General features: G+C 72.4%; 18 protein-coding genes and 1 tRNA gene. 1 reads left to right on the top strand and 18 read right to left on the bottom strand.

Translation table 11 applies throughout. The features are described from left to right. Positions 1-40 precede the first annotated feature (40 nt). The 4 genes from ACWTSU_RS01445 to ACWTSU_RS01460 all read right to left on the bottom strand — a co-directional run bounded on the left by ACWTSU_RS01445 (position 41) and on the right by ACWTSU_RS01460 (position 4,522). Positions 41-1,495 carry a citrate synthase gene (locus ACWTSU_RS01445; RefSeq protein ID WP_455138126.1) on the bottom strand — a complete coding sequence of 485 codons (1,455 nt, stop codon included), beginning with the start codon at positions 1,493-1,495 and terminating at the stop codon, positions 41-43. 46 nt (positions 1,496-1,541) lie between these two features. Next, on the bottom strand, positions 1,542-1,841 hold the full coding sequence (locus tag ACWTSU_RS01450) for an ACT domain-containing protein (RefSeq protein ID WP_455138127.1): 300 nt from the start codon (positions 1,839-1,841) through the stop codon (positions 1,542-1,544). Positions 1,842-1,939: 98 nt separating this feature from the next. Beyond that, positions 1,940-2,440, bottom strand: a complete 501-nt coding sequence (locus tag ACWTSU_RS01455) for a CarD family transcriptional regulator (protein WP_455138128.1) — start codon at positions 2,438-2,440, stop codon at positions 1,940-1,942. A gap of 156 nt (positions 2,441-2,596) precedes the next feature. Further along, entirely contained in the window at positions 2,597-4,522 is a 1,926-nt protein-coding gene (locus ACWTSU_RS01460) for a subtype A tannase (protein ID WP_455138129.1), read from the bottom strand. Between the two features lie 177 nt (positions 4,523-4,699). Here ACWTSU_RS01460 and ACWTSU_RS01465 point away from each other — a divergent pair, with 177 nt between their 5' ends. Next, positions 4,700-5,029: an acylphosphatase gene (locus ACWTSU_RS01465; protein ID WP_455138130.1), complete on the top strand. Its 330-nt coding sequence runs from the start codon at positions 4,700-4,702 to the stop codon at positions 5,027-5,029. 235 nt (positions 5,030-5,264) lie between these two features. On the opposite strand, the gene ACWTSU_RS01470 is transcribed toward ACWTSU_RS01465, so the two are convergent. The 14 genes from ACWTSU_RS01470 to ACWTSU_RS01535 all read right to left on the bottom strand — a co-directional run bounded on the left by ACWTSU_RS01470 (position 5,265) and on the right by ACWTSU_RS01535 (position 15,593). Continuing rightward, positions 5,265-5,340: transfer RNA gene (locus ACWTSU_RS01470), tRNA-Phe, on the bottom strand. A 68-nt stretch (positions 5,341-5,408) separates the two neighbouring features. Continuing rightward, a complete protein-coding gene (locus tag ACWTSU_RS01475; protein ID WP_455138131.1) occupies positions 5,409-7,379 on the bottom strand; it encodes a DUF2207 domain-containing protein in 1,971 nt (656 codons plus the stop codon). Between the two features lie 61 nt (positions 7,380-7,440). Next, positions 7,441-7,968: an FHA domain-containing protein gene (locus ACWTSU_RS01480; RefSeq protein ID WP_455138132.1), complete on the bottom strand. Its 528-nt coding sequence runs from the start codon at positions 7,966-7,968 to the stop codon at positions 7,441-7,443. 13 nt (positions 7,969-7,981) lie between these two features. Further along, on the bottom strand, positions 7,982-8,332 hold the full coding sequence (locus ACWTSU_RS01485; protein ID WP_455138133.1) for a hypothetical protein: 351 nt from the start codon (positions 8,330-8,332) through the stop codon (positions 7,982-7,984). A gap of 13 nt (positions 8,333-8,345) precedes the next feature. Next, positions 8,346-8,822 (bottom strand): hypothetical protein, encoded by a 477-nt coding sequence (locus ACWTSU_RS01490; protein ID WP_455138134.1) that lies wholly within the window; start codon positions 8,820-8,822, stop codon positions 8,346-8,348. Beyond that, positions 8,819-10,831 carry a TadE/TadG family type IV pilus assembly protein gene (locus ACWTSU_RS01495; RefSeq protein WP_455138135.1) on the bottom strand — a complete coding sequence of 671 codons (2,013 nt, stop codon included), beginning with the start codon at positions 10,829-10,831 and terminating at the stop codon, positions 8,819-8,821. Before ACWTSU_RS01495 ends, ACWTSU_RS01490 begins: the two co-directional genes overlap by 4 nt. A gap of 10 nt (positions 10,832-10,841) precedes the next feature. After that, positions 10,842-11,285 (bottom strand): pilus assembly protein, encoded by a 444-nt coding sequence (locus tag ACWTSU_RS01500; protein WP_455138136.1) that lies wholly within the window; start codon positions 11,283-11,285, stop codon positions 10,842-10,844. A gap of 25 nt (positions 11,286-11,310) precedes the next feature. Continuing rightward, positions 11,311-11,550, bottom strand: coding sequence for a hypothetical protein (locus ACWTSU_RS01505; RefSeq protein ID WP_455138137.1), 240 nt, complete (start codon positions 11,548-11,550; stop codon positions 11,311-11,313). Then, positions 11,502-12,014: a hypothetical protein gene (locus ACWTSU_RS01510; RefSeq protein ID WP_455138138.1), complete on the bottom strand. Its 513-nt coding sequence runs from the start codon at positions 12,012-12,014 to the stop codon at positions 11,502-11,504. The genes ACWTSU_RS01505 and ACWTSU_RS01510 overlap by 49 nt, the downstream gene beginning before the upstream one ends. After that, positions 12,011-12,202, bottom strand: a complete 192-nt coding sequence (locus tag ACWTSU_RS01515) for a Flp family type IVb pilin (RefSeq protein WP_455138139.1) — start codon at positions 12,200-12,202, stop codon at positions 12,011-12,013. Before ACWTSU_RS01515 ends, ACWTSU_RS01510 begins: the two co-directional genes overlap by 4 nt. 25 nt (positions 12,203-12,227) lie before the next feature. Continuing rightward, positions 12,228-12,872 carry a type II secretion system F family protein gene (locus tag ACWTSU_RS01520; protein WP_455138140.1) on the bottom strand — a complete coding sequence of 215 codons (645 nt, stop codon included), beginning with the start codon at positions 12,870-12,872 and terminating at the stop codon, positions 12,228-12,230. 1 nt (position 12,873) lies between these two features. Continuing rightward, positions 12,874-13,812 carry a type II secretion system F family protein gene (locus ACWTSU_RS01525; protein WP_455138141.1) on the bottom strand — a complete coding sequence of 313 codons (939 nt, stop codon included), beginning with the start codon at positions 13,810-13,812 and terminating at the stop codon, positions 12,874-12,876. Next, complete coding sequence (locus tag ACWTSU_RS01530; protein ID WP_455138142.1) at positions 13,776-15,119, bottom strand: CpaF family protein; 1,344 nt, start codon at positions 15,117-15,119, stop codon at positions 13,776-13,778. The genes ACWTSU_RS01525 and ACWTSU_RS01530 overlap by 37 nt, the downstream gene beginning before the upstream one ends. After that, entirely contained in the window at positions 15,120-15,593 is a 474-nt protein-coding gene (locus tag ACWTSU_RS01535; RefSeq protein ID WP_455138143.1) for a hypothetical protein, read from the bottom strand. Positions 15,594-15,605: the final 12 nt, after the last annotated feature.

A 15,605-nucleotide genomic window follows, 5' to 3' on the forward strand; every position in this document is an offset into this window, starting at 1 on the left:
CCCGGCACGCGCCGGCGCGACCCGCGCCTACGACGGCGAGTCAGCGCTCGTCGATGGGCACGTAGGGCGCGCCGGCGTGCGGCATCACGGTGTTGTACGCGGGGCGGATGATGCGCCCGGCGCCGTAGAGCTCCTCCATCCGGTGCGCCGTCCAGCCCGCGAGGCGCGCCATCGCGAAGATGGCCGTGTAGAGGTCCGGCGAGATGCCGAGCATCGAATAGATGAAGCCGGTGTAGAGGTCGATGTTGGCGCACAGTGGCTTGGTGGAGCCCTTGACGTCACGCATGACCTGCGGACCGAGCCGCTCGATGCCCTCGATGAGGGCCATGCGCGCCTCCTGACCCTTCGCGCGGGCCACGTTGCGCGCGTAGCGCTTCACGATCACGGCGCGCGGGTCCGAGAGCGTGTAGACCGCGTGCCCCAGCCCGTAGATGAGCCCGCTCTTGTCGAAGGCCTGCCTGCGCACGATCTTCTCGAGGTAGCCGGCGAGCTCGTCGTCGCTGTCCCAGTGGCGCACGTGGGCCGCCACGTCGTCGATCATCGCGCTCACCTTGGTGTTGGCCCCGCCGTGCTTGGGCCCCTTGAGCGAGCCGATGGCCGCCGCGTAGGCCGAGTACGCGTCCGTGCCCGAGGACGAGAGCACGCGCGTGGTGAACGTGGAGTTGTTGCCGCCGCCGTGCTCCGCGTGCAGGACGAGCATGACGTCGAGCAGCATGGCCTCCTCGTGCGTGAAGCCCTCGTCGGAGCGCAGCACGTCGAGGACCGTCTCGGCCATCGAGTAGCCCTCGCGCGCGGGCGGCACCACGAGCCGCTCGTCGTTCTCCGCGGCCACGCGGGCGGCGTGCGCCACGGCGGCCGTGCGCGGCCAGCGGCCCAGAAGCGACAGCGCCACGTCGATCTCGTGCGTGGGCGAGGTGTCGTCGGGCGTGGGGTCGAAGGCGTAGAGCAGCAGCGTCGCGCGCTGCAGCACGTTCATGATGTTGTGGCTGTGCGTAGCGCGCGGGAAGATGCCCAGGTAGCCCTCGGGCAGCTGCCGGCGCGAGTCGATGCGCGCGCGGAAGTCGGCGAGCTCCTCGTGCGTGGGCAGCTTGCCCGAGATCAGCAGGTACGCGACCTCCTCGTAGCCAAAGCGGTCCTCGCGCTGCGTGGCGTCGATGAGGTCGGAGACGTGGTAGCCGCGGTAGACCAGGTCTCCCTCGTCGGGCTCGATGCCGTGGTCGGTCTTGTTGTAGCCGTGGACGTTGGAGATCGTGGTGAGCCCCACGAGCACGCCCGACCCGTCGGCGTTGCGCAGCCCGCGCTTGACGTCGTAGCGGGCATAGAGCTCGGGCGGGACCACGTCCACGTCCTCGTAGCCGTGGTAGAGGCCGTCCGAGACGGGCGGCAGCCCCAGCCCCACCGAGGGCATCGGGTAGGCGTCGGACGCGTTCAGGAAGGCGTCGGTCTCGCGCGGGGTCAGGATCGGACGGCCTCCCCCTCGGGGCATGCGGATCATGGAACCTCCTTCCCGCGGGGCTTCTCGCCGCGCGCGTCTCTTGAGCCTAGAGCCGGTACATGTAGCGGAAGACCTCCTCGCGCTGCATGGTGATCTGCACGCCGAGGTCCTCCGAGAGCTCGTCGAGACGGGCCTTGAGCTCCGAGAAGTCCGCGTCGGCCAGGTCCACGAGCATGGTCATCGTGAAGATGCCCTGCAGGATCGTCTGCGAGATGTCCTGGATGTTGGCCGCGCGCTCGGACAGGGCGCCCGCCACGGCGGCTACGATGCCCGGTCGGTCGCTTCCCAGCACGGTGATGATGGCGCGGGTCCCGGGCGTCTGCCCGGTGGTGTCAGCCTCAGACATGGGTCCTCCTCAACGGCTTCGCTTGAGATTTCCCCATTGTACGGGCTGGCGGGCTCCCTCACAGGCCTCACACGGGGCCACGTGCCCCAACGGTAACGTCAGTTGTCCTCCGGGCGCTCCCCCATGCGCGCCTGGAGCAGCTCGAGCGCATCGGCGGGCGTGCAGCCCAGCGCCACGGCGAGCTCGGAGCTGTAGCGCTCGCGAGCCTCCTTGAGAATGCGCTCGTAGGCCACCGGCGGGCGCTTGTTGCGGGCGGAGAGCTCCTCGATGCGGATGCGGAAGGTCTTGGCGATGCGGATGGAGTCGCGGCAGGAGCCCTCGCGCATCTCGGCGCGGTAGTGCTCCTCCTCGAGGGAGTTGTTGCGCGCCTCGAAGCGCTCGACCTCGATGGCGGGCACCTCGTCGAGCAGGTCGCGCGCCTCGTCGCGCGAGAGGATCGGGCGCAGGCGCCCCTCGTTGGCCACGGGGAAGCTGATGCGCATGGGATGGCGCTTCCCCACCGGCATCAGCTGGTAGACGGCACGGGGACCCTCGGTCACGTCCTCGACCTGACAGACCCCCTGACCGGGATGAACGACATACTCACCGACGGCGAACATAGGCCCACTCCCTTCACACTCTGTGAAGTATAGCACGGGATTGGGGATTTTTCTGCCGTTCACGGAAAGGGTATTGTCAACCCCGCGTCATATGGGTAGGTTTATGCGTTTATCGCTGCGGCACATCGTGGTGAGAAGGGCGCGCGAGCCGGCACGTCACTGCGCCGCGCAGCACGACACCACCCACGACAGCAGGTTCGACGTGGCCGACCCGCTGCGCTCGGCGAGCACGTGGCCCTGGCCCCAGACGGGCGTGTGCGCCACGTCGGTCACGCCGTCGTACTTGCGCAGCGCCCAGACCATGTTGGCGGCGCAGCACAGCGACACGTCGGAGTCGAAGAGGCCCTCGTTCACGCGCCAGTGCGGCGCGACGGTCGACTGGCCGTAGCCGTCGTAGTGGCCGCTCAGCCAGAAGAGCGGGTTCATCATCGAGACGCGGTCGCCCATCGAGACGTCGAGCGCGTCGGTCTTGGCGAGGTCGTCCTCCCAGGCCTGCGGGTACTCCGCGTCCCAGCCCCCGAGCGCGGCGTAGGTCTCGGCGTTGGCCCCGACCACCTCGCCGACGGACGCCGAGAAGTGCAGCGTGGACTCCTCCCCGATGCCAAAGAGCTGGTTGGTGCGCGAGCTGCGGTCCGGCCGGTCGAACGGCGCCGCGTCCAGCGACGCGGGGCGCGCGCGCAGGACGAAGTCGCGCAGGTTCGAGACCGAGACGCTGCCCGAGCCGTGGCTGTAGTTGATCCACCAGGACTCCGCGTTGAGCGCCGCGAAGTAGTTCTGGGCCGAGTCGAAGATGGTCGACTGGACCTGCGAGACGCCGGTCGCCAGGAGCGCGGAGTCGACGGTGCCCCCGGACACGTCGCCCTCGCCGGTGCCGTCGGCGGGCGCGGAGGACGCGTCGTCCGCCTGGGCCGCGGCGGCGTCCGCGGCGCGCGCGGCGGCGAGGTTGGGGTCGCCGGGGAACGACGGGTCCTCCAGGCGCTGGGGCGTGTAGGTATAGGGGAACGCGGTGGTCTGGACGAAGCTCGTGGCGGCCTCGTTCACCTCGTCGAGAAGGGCCTGGGCGTAGGAGCCCATCGCGTAGACGCCCGCCTCGGTCTCGTCGAGCGTCAGCTGGTCGTCTGAGTCGTCGCGCAGGTCCATGCCGTTGACCCACGCGCCGTAGGACGCGGCGAGGTCCTGGGAGAGCTGGCGGGTCCAGGTGCCCTCGGCGCGGGTGCCGTCGCTCGCGTACTGGCCCTGGCACCACTCGTAGGCGGCGTCAGCCTGGTCGAAGGAGGTGACCGGGCACCACGAGGCGCTGCCCGCGATGGCGTCGGAGACCGCGGCGCCCTTGGCGTCGTGCGTGACGGCGCCGATGGACTCGAGGTAGGGGTCAAAGGCCCCGGCGTCCCCGGAGGCGCCGAGCACGGCGCTCACGCCGCCGCCCGCCGAGAAGCCGAAGACGAAGACGCGGTCCGTGGAGCACGGAAGGGCGTCGGCGTTGTAGCGCAGGTAGCGCACGGCGGCCTTGAGGTCCACCACCGGCCAGGGCGAGCCCCCGGGGAACAGCTCGTCGGAGCCCGAGGTGGTGTCGTAGCCCGCCGAGCGGCCGCGGAACCCCGCGTAGACGTAGACGCAGCCGGCCTCGAGGTAGGGCGCGAGGCCGTCGTAGCCGTAGGCCGTGGGGCTCGTCTGGGCCGAGAGGGTCCCGGCGTTGATCGGCATGAGGATCGGCGCCGTCGCGGGCGTGAAGTTGCCCACCACGGCCTTGTCGTTGATCTCGCAGGTGTAGGTGTCGCCGCTCTTCTCGCCCGTGAGGTAGGCGCCGGGCACGAAGATCGCGAGGGACTCGTAGGTGGGGGTCGCCGGCTTCTTGCAGTAGGTCAGCCCGAGCTGGTAGTAGACGTCGTGCTCGGAGTCGTAGCGCCAGGCGGAGGCGTCGAGCGCGAGGTCGGCGAACTCGTTGAGGTCGACGTCGACCGGGGGCTGCTCGGCGCTGTCGGACGGCTCCGTCGCGGGTCGCTGGGCGGGCGTGCAGCCGGCGAGCCCGACGACCGACCCCACGGACGCGAGCGCGAGAAACTCCCTACGAGTGCAGCCCATCGTTCCTCCTCATGGCACGTGCGCATCCTGCGCGGGGGCGGTCGCGCCCCATCGGGCGCCTGCCGGCCCTGCCCCCGCCTCGCGCCGACAGCGGGTATATTGTACGCGTGGGCCGCGCGGAGCGGCCCGGTCTCGGCGCGACTACGGGATTCGGACACAGACCTGCGAGGAGGCGCGATGTCATTCTTCGGGCGACGCGGCGACACGGGCATCACGGCCCCCGACGACGCCGTGCGGCTCCACCTCCGCTTCGTCGGCGAGGTGCAGGGGGTGGGCTTCCGCTGGACGTCGTCGATGGTGGCGCGCGAGCTCGAGCTCACGGGGTGGGTGATCAACAACCCCGACGGCTCGGTCACCGCCGAGATCCAGGGCGCGCCGGCCCACGTGGGCGCCTTCATCCCGCAGATGCTCGAGGCGTACCGGCACCGCCCCATCCGCTACGTGGTGAAGGAGCGCGAGGAAATCCCCGTTGACCGCTCCGAGCACCACTTCGAGGTGCGGTACTGACGCGCGGGTGCTGTCCCCTCGGATTCGGTGCGGTCCCATCGGCTCCGGCGCGGTCCCATCGGCTCCGGCACGGCCGCATTAACACGCAAAATCTGACATTCACAAACCTTAATCCTGCGATTATATGATTATGAAATCATTTTTTGCGGGTTATTTGCCGAGAAGCGCCACGGCGGGAGCAAGGCGCAATGCAAAACAGGCCGGAAACCATATGGCTTCCGGCCTGCGAACTTACTGGTGGCGGGGAAGGGAGTCGAACCCCTGACACGGGGATTTTCAGTCCCCTGCTCTACCAACTGAGCTACCCAGCCGAATCAGTGCGGGATTCACTATACCAGAGGCCCCTCCGTTGTCAAAGCCTTTTTTCGCAGGGCACCGCCTAGAAGGCGCCGCCTCCGCCCCCGCCGCCGAAGCCTCCGCCCCCGCCTCCGGAGAAGCCGCCCCCGCCCCCGCCGACCGAGCTGTTCGACGAGCCGGCGAGCGCCGCCGCGGAGACGTTGTGCGCCGACTCGACGCTGTGCGCGAGCGCCGCGACGGGTGCGCGCGTCCCGCGGCCGTACCAGAAGAACCAGCCGTACGCGGGCATGAACAGCGGGTCGTCGATCACCTGCGGCAGCGCGTCCTTGAGCTGCTCTATCACCTCGTCGGCCACCCCGAGGGCGACGGCCATCACCAGCAGGCGGTTCCAGAGCACCACGTCGGTGGGCGGGGCCTCCTTGAGCCGCGTGAACTCGCGCAGCCAGCGCTCGAGCGCGTCGAGCTGGGCGCGCACCTCGATGGCCTCCCGGTTGAGGTCGCTCATGCCGTGGGCCACCGCAAAGACCGCAACGCCGACGACCGCCATCACGGCGGCCTCGACCACGATCGCGAGCGCTGGCGCCCCCATGACCGCCAGCGCCACCGCTACCAGCGCGCCCACGGCCCAGTCGGCGACGGCCAGGGCGTACAGCAGGCCCCTCCCGCGGGTGAGCTCGCCCGTTCCCGAGAAGCGCGTGAGGTAGGCGCCCCTGACGGAGCCCTCCCACTCGTCGTACGCGTCGGAGTACGCCTGGGGCTCGCGCTTGGCGAACGCCTCGATCTGCTCGAAGGACAGGCTCGCTCCCACCTGCGCCCCGGTCCCCGCGACCGTGCCGAACACCAGCTCCAGCGTCCGCTCGTCGAGGTCACGCGCCTGCCGCGCCCGGACGTCGCCCGCTCCGGCGGGCGCGAGCTCGCGCTCCACGGTGAGGCGATAGTCCTCCTCGACCTTCTCGCCGAGCAGTCCCCTTCGCGTCTCCGTCACCTTCTCCAGCCTGAGGACGCCCTGGTCGGTGAGGCGCATGAGCGACGCGGTGAGCTGCCGGCCGTCCACGTCGCCGCCGTCGTGCAGCGCGCCCAGGACCGCGGGGTGGTCGGACGTGGGCACGTCGCGGAAGTAGGCGTCCTGGAAGCGCGGCGCGGCCTCGCGACGATAGCGCGCGCGACGCACGAGAGCCCAGGCGACGCTCCCCGCGGCAAGGACGGCCGCGGCCGCCATCGACCCGAAGTAGGCCAGGCGCGCCCGGTCGCGGCGCTCGTTGGCCTCATCGGCCCACCGCTGCTCCTCGGAGAGGATCGTGGGCAGCCGCTCGCCCGGCGTCTCCGCCAGGTCGGCGACCCACGAGGAAGGAAACGCCACGCGCATCTCGGCGAACTCGTCGGTGCCCACGCCCGGCACGGTGAAGACCACGTCGTCGCCGTCGAAGGCAACCTCGGCGTCGAGCGGTCCGTGGCCCCAGGCGCGCACCGTCTCGCCGGGCTCCACCGAAGCCCCGCTCGGCACCGGCAGGTGCAGCGTGCAGGTCACGTTGTCGGAGGGCACGTCCCAGCCGTCCGACACGAACTTCCAGTAGAGCTCCCCGGTGTCGGACCAGCGCGTGACGACCCCGCGTGCCGCGTAGGCGATGGTGAACGCGACCTCGTCGTCCTCCTGCGCCGAGAAGAGCGTCACGCGCAGCACGTCCCCACGCCGCTCCACCCGGTAGGTACCGTTGGCGCCGGAGTCCGACGCCTCGAGCGCGGTGACATCGCCCGCGGTCCCCTCCCCCGCGGAGAGCACGCTCACCTCGACGTCCTGGCCGTTGCTCTCGTTGTGTCCGGTGGGGATGTCCCAGTAGACGCCGTTGAAGCTGCCATCGAAGTCGAAGGTGCGCGTCTCCGCCACGCTGAGCGTCCCGTCGGGCAGGACCGTCGCGTCTATGTCCACGCGCGAGATCGCGTATTCGCGCGCCTGAGCGGGCGCGGCGGGGAGGGCGAGAAGCGCGACCACGGTGACGAGCAGCGCGGCGGCGAGCGTGCCGAGCACGCGACGGGGATCCGTGTGGTTGGACATGGTGCCTCCAGGGACGTCGCCTTCTCACAGGTCGCCGTCAGCATAGCAGAGCCCCGCCCGCTCACGAGCGCCCCCGCGCCCGCGGCCCGGTCATCGTCAGGATGCAGCCGCACACGTCGACCGAGTCCCCGTACGGCACCACGACGCAGTCGCGCACCTCGCGCCCCCGGTAGCGCGCCGGGTTGGTGGCCCCCAGGTCGCGAACCTCCATCCCGTCGGGCGTCGGGGTGACGCGCAGGTGCGCGCGGGAGACCGCCAGCGAGTGGAGCACCACGTCGCAGCCGGGCGCCCTCCCGATGACGAGCCCCTCCTCCGGCACCGCCACCCACGCGTCGACCGAGGCCGTCCGCACGAGCAGGCCCACGTCCTCGATGAGGCCCTCCGCGGGACCCGCCACCGAGAGGGGCATCGTCTCGCCCGGCCCCACCGCCAGCGGGGGCAGCGGGCTTTCGGAACGCTCGGCCTCGCGCTCGAAGTCATACAGGCAGCCGTAGCAGACGCCCATGTCGGCATAGAGCTCCGACCCACAGCGCGGGCACACCCTCGTCCGATAGGCCACCGATCCGACCGGTTCCCTCTCGTTTGGCATGACGCTCCCTTCCCTAGGCTCCCACCCCGTCGGCGCTCGCCGCGCGGACCCACAGGTGCTCCCCCGCCTCCGGCCACGGGCCCCGTCCCGCCGGCCGCTCGATCGCGCAGCGCGCGCCCGCGTGCGCGAGCAGCTCACGCGGCCCCAAGGCCCTCCGCGCAGCGACCACCTCGCCACGCTCCCCGACGAGCGCCACGTCGATGGGGTAGCGCATCCCGTAGGTGTGAATCGACCCGCACCGCGCGAGCAGCACCGGCTCCGCGTCCTCCCGGGTGCCGAGAAGCCCGCGGAGCCGCTCGGCCCACGTACCCAGGACCCTGAGCTCGAGCACGAGGTCGGGCCGCTCGTCCGACATCAGCCTCACGTGCCCTCCCATGTCAGACCACCACCCCGCTGCGATAGCGGTCCACCACGATCTCGCGCTCGTGCCGCAGCGCGAGGGGCGCCTCGAACGTGACGCCGGGCAGTCGCGCCAATCGGGGCCAGGGACGGTACGTGAGCGTGCACACGTACCTCGTGAGCAGCGGCGACACGGCGAACGAGGTCTGCCGGCCGCCCTCGGAGACCCCCTCGGCGCGAACCTCCACCTCGCAGCGCCCCTCTCGGCCGAGCGCCTCGGCGAGCGCGGACGAGACCTCCTCGACGGCGCGCTCGGAGCTCTGCTCGCCGGACGGCGCGACGCCGTGGGCGAGCACCGCGTCCTGCGCGGCCTGGTCGAAGGCCGCACACGCCTCCACGTACCCCATGAGGTTGAGCGCCACGAGCGCGATGACGATCACCACGGGCGTCAGCACCGCGAGCTCCACGGTCATCTGCCCCTCGCGCCCCCGCAGCGCGGCGACCCACGCCCTCATGCCGCACCCGCCAGGGAGGAGAGGTCCACGGTCAGGGGGATCGTGACGTCGGTTCCCGGTATCGTCAGCTCGGCGACGGTGACGGTCGCCGAGCCCTCCCCGCCGACCAGCTCCACGCCGAGCGACCGGGCGAAGTCCGCGGCCGAGGCCGACTCCGGCAGCCGCGCCACGAGCTCGCGCACCGACGCCGCCTGCTCCAGGCCGCTCTGGTCGAGCACGTCCTGCGTGTTGGTGAGCACCGGCTTGCGCAGACGCATGTCCACCGGCTCGAGCCCTGCGTCCGCGAGCGCCCCCTTGAGCCGCTCGCGCAGCCACGCGCCCACCGACCCTCCCAGCACGCCGTCGAGCCGGTCGAGAAACGCCCCGCCGAGCTCGGCGACCCGCCCGTAGGCCCCACCGTATCCCACGAGCAGCTCGCCCCAGAGCCCCAGAACCCCCTCGGCGGCACCACCCAGCACCGAGTCCCCCGCCGACAGGCCGTCCAGGAAGCTCGAGAGCACGTTGTTCTCGGCGGTGGAATCGTCAGGGGCGAGCACCGCGGCGGACGCCGCGGCCCCCGCGGGAAGCTCCGCGGACGAGAGGAATGCGCGCGTGAGCTCGGTGGGCACGGTCGTTCCGTCGGCGCGTGCCACCACGGCGACGCACCCCCATGCGCCGGGCGGGCAGAGCGTCGGCCGTGCGCCCGAGAGCCGGTCCGTCGCCTCCTCGAAGGCGTCCTCGCCCTCCTCGGCGAGCTCGCGCGTGCGCCCCTCCGCCTCGGCCAAGTCGTTGCGGGCGGCCTCGTAGTCCTCCGACGCCTCCACGATGAGGCGCCAATGGTGCTCGAACCCGTTCTCGATGGAGGTCGACGCCGAGGCGACCCGCCCGAGGTCGCTCGCGTCCATGCCGCAGGCGTCGCAGCGCGCGACGAGGCCGGCGTCCAGCTCGGAGAGCGAGGCGACGCCCGCGGCCGCCCCCGTCGCCCCCGAGCAGTCGAGCGAGCAGTGCAGGGTGCGCGTGCCGCCCTCCGTCGTGCAGGGCCAGGCGCGCCGCGTGTAGAGCTCCGTCGCCCGCGTCTCGTCGGCGTTCCGCGGCAGGCTCGGGAGGTCGGAGGAGACCGTGCCGTCGTCGCGCTCGACCCAGGAGCCGGCGCGCACGCGGCCGAGCGCGTACTCGTAGAACGCCCGACGACACGCCGCGTCCGTCAACTCCTCGTCCGTGCGCCCCGTCACGCGCTCGGCCTCGAGCCGCGCCGCGTAGTAGCTCCGGGCGCGCAGCAGCGGGGCGCCGAAGCTCCACCCGTCGGGCGACGCGTAGCGCGGGTTGCTCGCCGCCGGAAGACCGGCCAGGGAGTCCGCTCGCTCCCACAGGCAGTAGGGCGCAGATCCGCAGTCGGCCCGCCAGCCCCGCTCCAGCGCGTCGTCGGCGCGCTCGCGCGCCTCCTGGACCTCGGCCGAGGCCTCGCGCATGCGCTCGGAGAGCTCGTCGAGCCCCTCCTGGTCGACCTCCGCCTCGAGGGCGGAGAAGTCCGAGGACGAGCGCACCGGGAAGGGGATGGCGCAGCCCACGTAGGCGAGGCCCTCCTCGCTGTTGGCGGCGACGCACGACGCGGAGTTGGCCACCACCAGCGCGGGGAGCGCCGCCTCCAGGCGCGAGAGCCCCTCCCCGGCCGCCTGGGCGAGCCGCGAGCGCGCGTCGAGCACGCGCCCGCCCGCGGAGCACAGCTCCAGTCCCACCCCCGTGAGGCCCGGCACGCAGGAGGCCACGAGCCCGGCCCCGTAGGTGATCATGCCGGTGAGGCCCAGGCTGAGCACGCAGGCGTCGAGCACCTGGGCGATCGTCGAGTAGGCGGCCACCGCGTTCTGGCCCGAGAGCGCCGCGGCGTCGGCCACGCGCTGGACCTCGGACGAGCGCGCCGCCACCCAGCCCGCCGACGCCGCCGTGAAAACGAGCGTCAGGCACAGCAGCAGCGACACGGCCACGGCGACCGTGGTGAAGCCGTCCTCGTCGTCACGAAAGACGGAGAGCACGGGGCTCCCCTCACGACCAGATGCCGACCCAGTCCCCATAGCTCCCTCCGATCCAGTCGGCCCGCACCGAGGCGGACGTCTCGACCCTCAGCACCACGTCGTTCCCCTCGACCTCACCGAGCGCGGACGCGAGCACCCCGAGCACGGGCAGGGGGCGCACGCGACCCGCGAGGGCCACGGTCACGACCCCCTCCTCGCCCGGTCCCTCGACCTCGACGTCCCAGCCGTCGGCGCCGCCCACGTGGAAGACCGACACCTCCGGCACCGCCGCCAGCCTCCTCAGGGCGAAGGCCCGCAGGTCATGCTCGTCCCCGCGCGACGTGGCGGCCAGCCGCGCGAGCTCGCCGGCCGTCGACGCCATTACCGCGCGGGTGTAGAGCACGCAAACGGGCTGGACGAGCAGCGCCACCAGCGTCAGCGCGACCGGCAGCAGCACGGCGGCCTCGACGCTCATCTGACCCCGGGTCGACGCGCCCGCCTCAGTAGCAGAGGACGTCCTTGAGCAGTGCGACCCCGCCCTGCGCCGTCCCGTGCGAGGCGGCCCGGGTCGCCTCGCCGACGAGCGCTCCGTCGCGCCCCGCGTGCCACAGCAGGCCCATGACCACCACGGCGACGAGAAACGCCGAGAGCACGAGCAGGTACTCGACTGTCGACTGGCCGCCCTCATCCGCTAGCCACCTCCCCGTCGCGCCGCGAGCTCCGACGCGTCCAGCCTCCACGCGCGCGCCTCGCATCCCGTTCCGTCCGTCCGCGCCCAGACGACGCAGACCTCCGTCCATCCGCTCCCCTGCGTCACGCATCCCCATGTCCCTCCCGTGAGGTCCAGATAGCCCGCGCGCGCCAGCACGCAGTCGCCGCGCTCGGCCGCCTCGCCCAGGACGCGCGCCGCCTCGTCCTCCAGCGACAGCTCGCTGCTCCAGGACCGCGCGCCGTCCGCGCCCGCGGCGTCGCCGAGGACCTCGCGGACCGGCTCGGGCAGCGCGTCGTCAGGCTCGGCGGCCGTTGGGGCGTCCCCGGGCCCGGCCGCGTCGCCGGTCGGCGAGGGGCCCTCCCCGGTCTCCCCCTCGAGCGTCCGCTCGTTCTCGACCGGGGTCCGCGCGGGCGGGCCCGCCACGCTCAGGGCGAGCCCCGCCGCGCCGGCCACGACGAGCGCCAGCGCGACGAGGGCCGGCCGCACCCTCACAGCGAGTTGATGCCGCTCGCGATGGCCTCCCACAGCTCCGACACCCTGTCTCTGAATGCTAGAATTGCAATTATTGCGATTACTACTAAAACACCAACTAAGATGGCATATTCTGTTGTACCTTGTCCGCACTCATCCCGCACGAGCTCCCGCAGGCGCGCCCTCATCCGCTCCATGTGTCCCGTCATCTCTTCTCCCTTCTCGCAAGCCTTCCTAACCGACCACCACCGCCGCGCCGACCAGCGGCCCAAGGATCGCGAGGAACATCGCCGGGACGATCAGCACGCCCAGCGGCACGAGCATCTTCACCGGCACCCGCTCGATCTCCTCCTCGACCTGGGAGCGCTGCTCGTCGCGAATCACCTGCGCCTGCCGCGCGAGCGTCTCGGAGAGCGGGGCGCCCAGCGACAGGGCCTCCCCCACCACCGAGGCAAAGCGCCCGAGCGCCGGGACCCCCACCTCGTCGGCGAGCGCCCACAGCGCCTCCTCGCGCCCACGGACCCCCATGCGCCAGCTGAGCATCGCCTCCGCGAGCGCCCGGGACAGCCCCGTGTCGTAGCGCTCGCAGTAGAGCTCGAGCGACGCGTCGAAGGAGAGCCCCGACGACAGGCCCAGGGTCACCACGTCGAGCATCACCGGCAGCTCGGCGAGGCACGACGCGCGAAGCCGCGCGCGCCGCTCGCTCGCGCGGGCGCGGCGCACCACGCCCAGCGCGTCGGCGCGCTCCCTCAGCCTCGCCGCGACGCGCCGGCCCCCTTTGGGGCGCGCGAGCCGCAGCCGGCCCCCCGTCGCCACGAGCGCCGCGCACCCCGCCGAGAGCGCGGAGGCCCCCGCCAGGAGCGGGCCGATCGCGCCCATCTCACAGCACCTCCCGCACCATGCGCCTGATGAGCGCGAGGGCGAGCCCGTCGAGCACGGCCGCCACGCCCACGCACCCCAGGCCGACCGGCGTGAGCAGCCCGACCTGAAAGTCGGGCGAGATCAGCGCCAGCAGGCAGAGCATGACCGCCGGCAGCAGGCAGACGATCTTGACCGAGAGCCTGACCTGCGCGGTCTTGACGCCCAGCAGACGCTCGAACTCGCCCTGCCTCTCGGCGAGCGTCGCCGAGCGCATGAGCAGGTCCCTGAGCGGGCTGCCGGTCCGGTGCGAGATGACCAGGGCGGCGGCGAGCAGCTCGGTCCCAGGCACGTCGAGCTCGCGGGCGAGAAGCCCCACGGCCTCCTCGGTCCCCATGCCGCAGCGCAGCCTGAGCGACATCCGCCCGAACGCCTCGGCGGCGGGCCCGCGCTCGTGCGCGCCCACGTAGCTCACCGCCTGGGAGAGCGTCTGGCCCGACCCCAGTGCCACCGAGAGGGTCCGGTAGACGCCCGGCATCGAGGCGAGCACCTCCCCGCGCAGCCGCCCCTGACGGGAGCGCTCGCGGAGCAGCGCCGCGCCCGCCAGGGCGGCGGCGGCCGCGGCGGCCGCCACGGGCGAGCCCATCAGCAAGCCGGCTGCGCCCGACGCGACCAGCGCGGCAACGAGAAGCGCGGCCACGGCGGCCCCCTCGCCGAGCTCGAGGCCGCGCTCGGAGGCCCCGCGGGCGACCTCGCGCGCCAGCGTCCGCACGTCTCGCCGCCCGATCAGGACGCCGACCAAGCGGGTGCGCCCCACCCGCTCGAGCCAGCGGGTCGCCGCGAGCACGGCCCTGACCGTCCGGCCGGCGGTGAACACCCGGAGCTGCCCGGAGCCGCCCGTCAGCGCGAGCAGGGCCGCTCCCGTCAGGACGCCCGCGCCCAGGGCGCAGATGACCTCCATCGCCCCACCTCCTCTCCGTCGAGGATCCCGTCCTCCACCGCCGCGGCCACGAACGCGGGCTCCGCCTCGAGCCGCCACGACCGCTCCGCCGGGACGTAGCCGACGCGCTCGTCGAGCTGAACCTCCCCGCGCGGACCGCGCGACACCTCCGTCAGCGTGGTGACGACGCGCGACCCGTCCGCCAGCCGCTTGGTGATCACAAAGAGGTCGATGGCCGTGGCTATCTGCTCCTCGAGCAGCTCCGTCGGCAGGTCCATCCCGAAGCGCGCCATGAGCACGAGCCGCATCACCGCCTCCTCGGCGTCCCCCGCGTGCAGGGTGGTGAGCGAACCCGCGTGGCCCGTGGTCAGCGCCGTCAGCATGTCGATGCACTCGCCGGAGCGCACCTCGCCCACGACGATCCGGTCGGGCCGCATGCGCAGCGCGTTCTTCACGAGCTCCCTGATCGTCACCTCGCCCGACCCCTCGATCGAGCTGTCGCGCGCCTCGAGGCTCACCACGTTCGGGTGCGCGTCAAAGCGCAGCTCGGCGGAGTCCTCTATGGTCACGATCCGCTCCCCGTGGGGTATCTCGCAGGAGAGCGCGTTCAGCAGCGTGGTCTTTCCCGAGCCCGTGCCGCCCGCCACCGCGATGGAGCGCCGGGCACGCACCGCCCACGTGAGGAGCAGGGCGTACCACTCCGGCAGCGCCCCCAGCTCGACCAGCCTCCCCAGCGTGCGGATGCGGTCCGAGAACTTCCTGATGGTGACCGCAGGCCCGTCTATGGCGACCGGGGCCGCCACGGCGTTCACGCGGTCCCCATTTGGCAGGCGGGCGCTCACGATGGGGCTCGAGCGGTCCAGGCGCCGCCCCAGCGGGGCGAGGATGCGGTCCATCACGATCATGATCTGCTCGGGCGAGTCAAAGACGGCGTCGGCGGGATGGATCTCCCCGTCGCGCTCGTAGAACAGCCCTCCCACGCCGTTGATCATGACCTCGGTGATCTGGTCGTCCTCGAGCAGCGGCTGGATGGGACCGAGCCCGCACACCTCGTTGACCACCTGCTGGAGAAGGGCCTCGCGGTCCCCCGCCGCGCAGGTCGCGTCCTCCTGCGTGTTGAGGATCGCCTCGAGCGCCACGCGCAGCTCGCCCCGCGCCTGAGCGACATCCTCGTCCGAGAGCATCCGGGCGATGGTCACGAGCCCCAGCCGCTCGACGAGGGCGCCCTTGAGCCGCTCGCGGTCCTCGCGCGACGCCGTGGCCCGCGGACCGGGCGTCGCGACGCTCCTCCTTGCCTCGACCTCGCGCACGCGCTCGAGCACCGACATCTAGCGCGCCTCCCTCCGCGTCCCGAACGGCCATCTCCACCCGTGCGGCGACGGCTCCTCCGCCGCCCTTCTCGCCTCCTCGCACTCCGGCAGCCTCCCGAGCTCCGCCAGAAGCTGGGCGAGAAGCGCCGCCACCGAGTCGGAGAACGCGTAGCCCGGCTCCACGAGGTCCGTCACGCGCCCGGACGCGACGAGGTCGGCGACTTCGCGGCCGCCCTCGCAGACGCGATGGATCCGCGCCGCCTCGAGCCCCACCTCGCTGCGCCCGGCGATCGGTCCGCCGCGGCCGCGCTCCTCGGAGCGGTTCTCCAGGCGTGCGATGCGCGTCCTGGCCACCCCGAGCCGGACCGCCAGCCCGCTCATGCGAGCCACCGGCGCGATTGAGGCCTGGCGCGCGTCGGAGACGATGAGGAGCCGGTCGGCGGCCTGGGCCGCCTGGGCCACGGCGTCGGTGAACGTCGTCGAGGCGTCCACGACCACCAGGTC

It is taken from the genome of Thermophilibacter sp., from assembly GCF_966187215.1.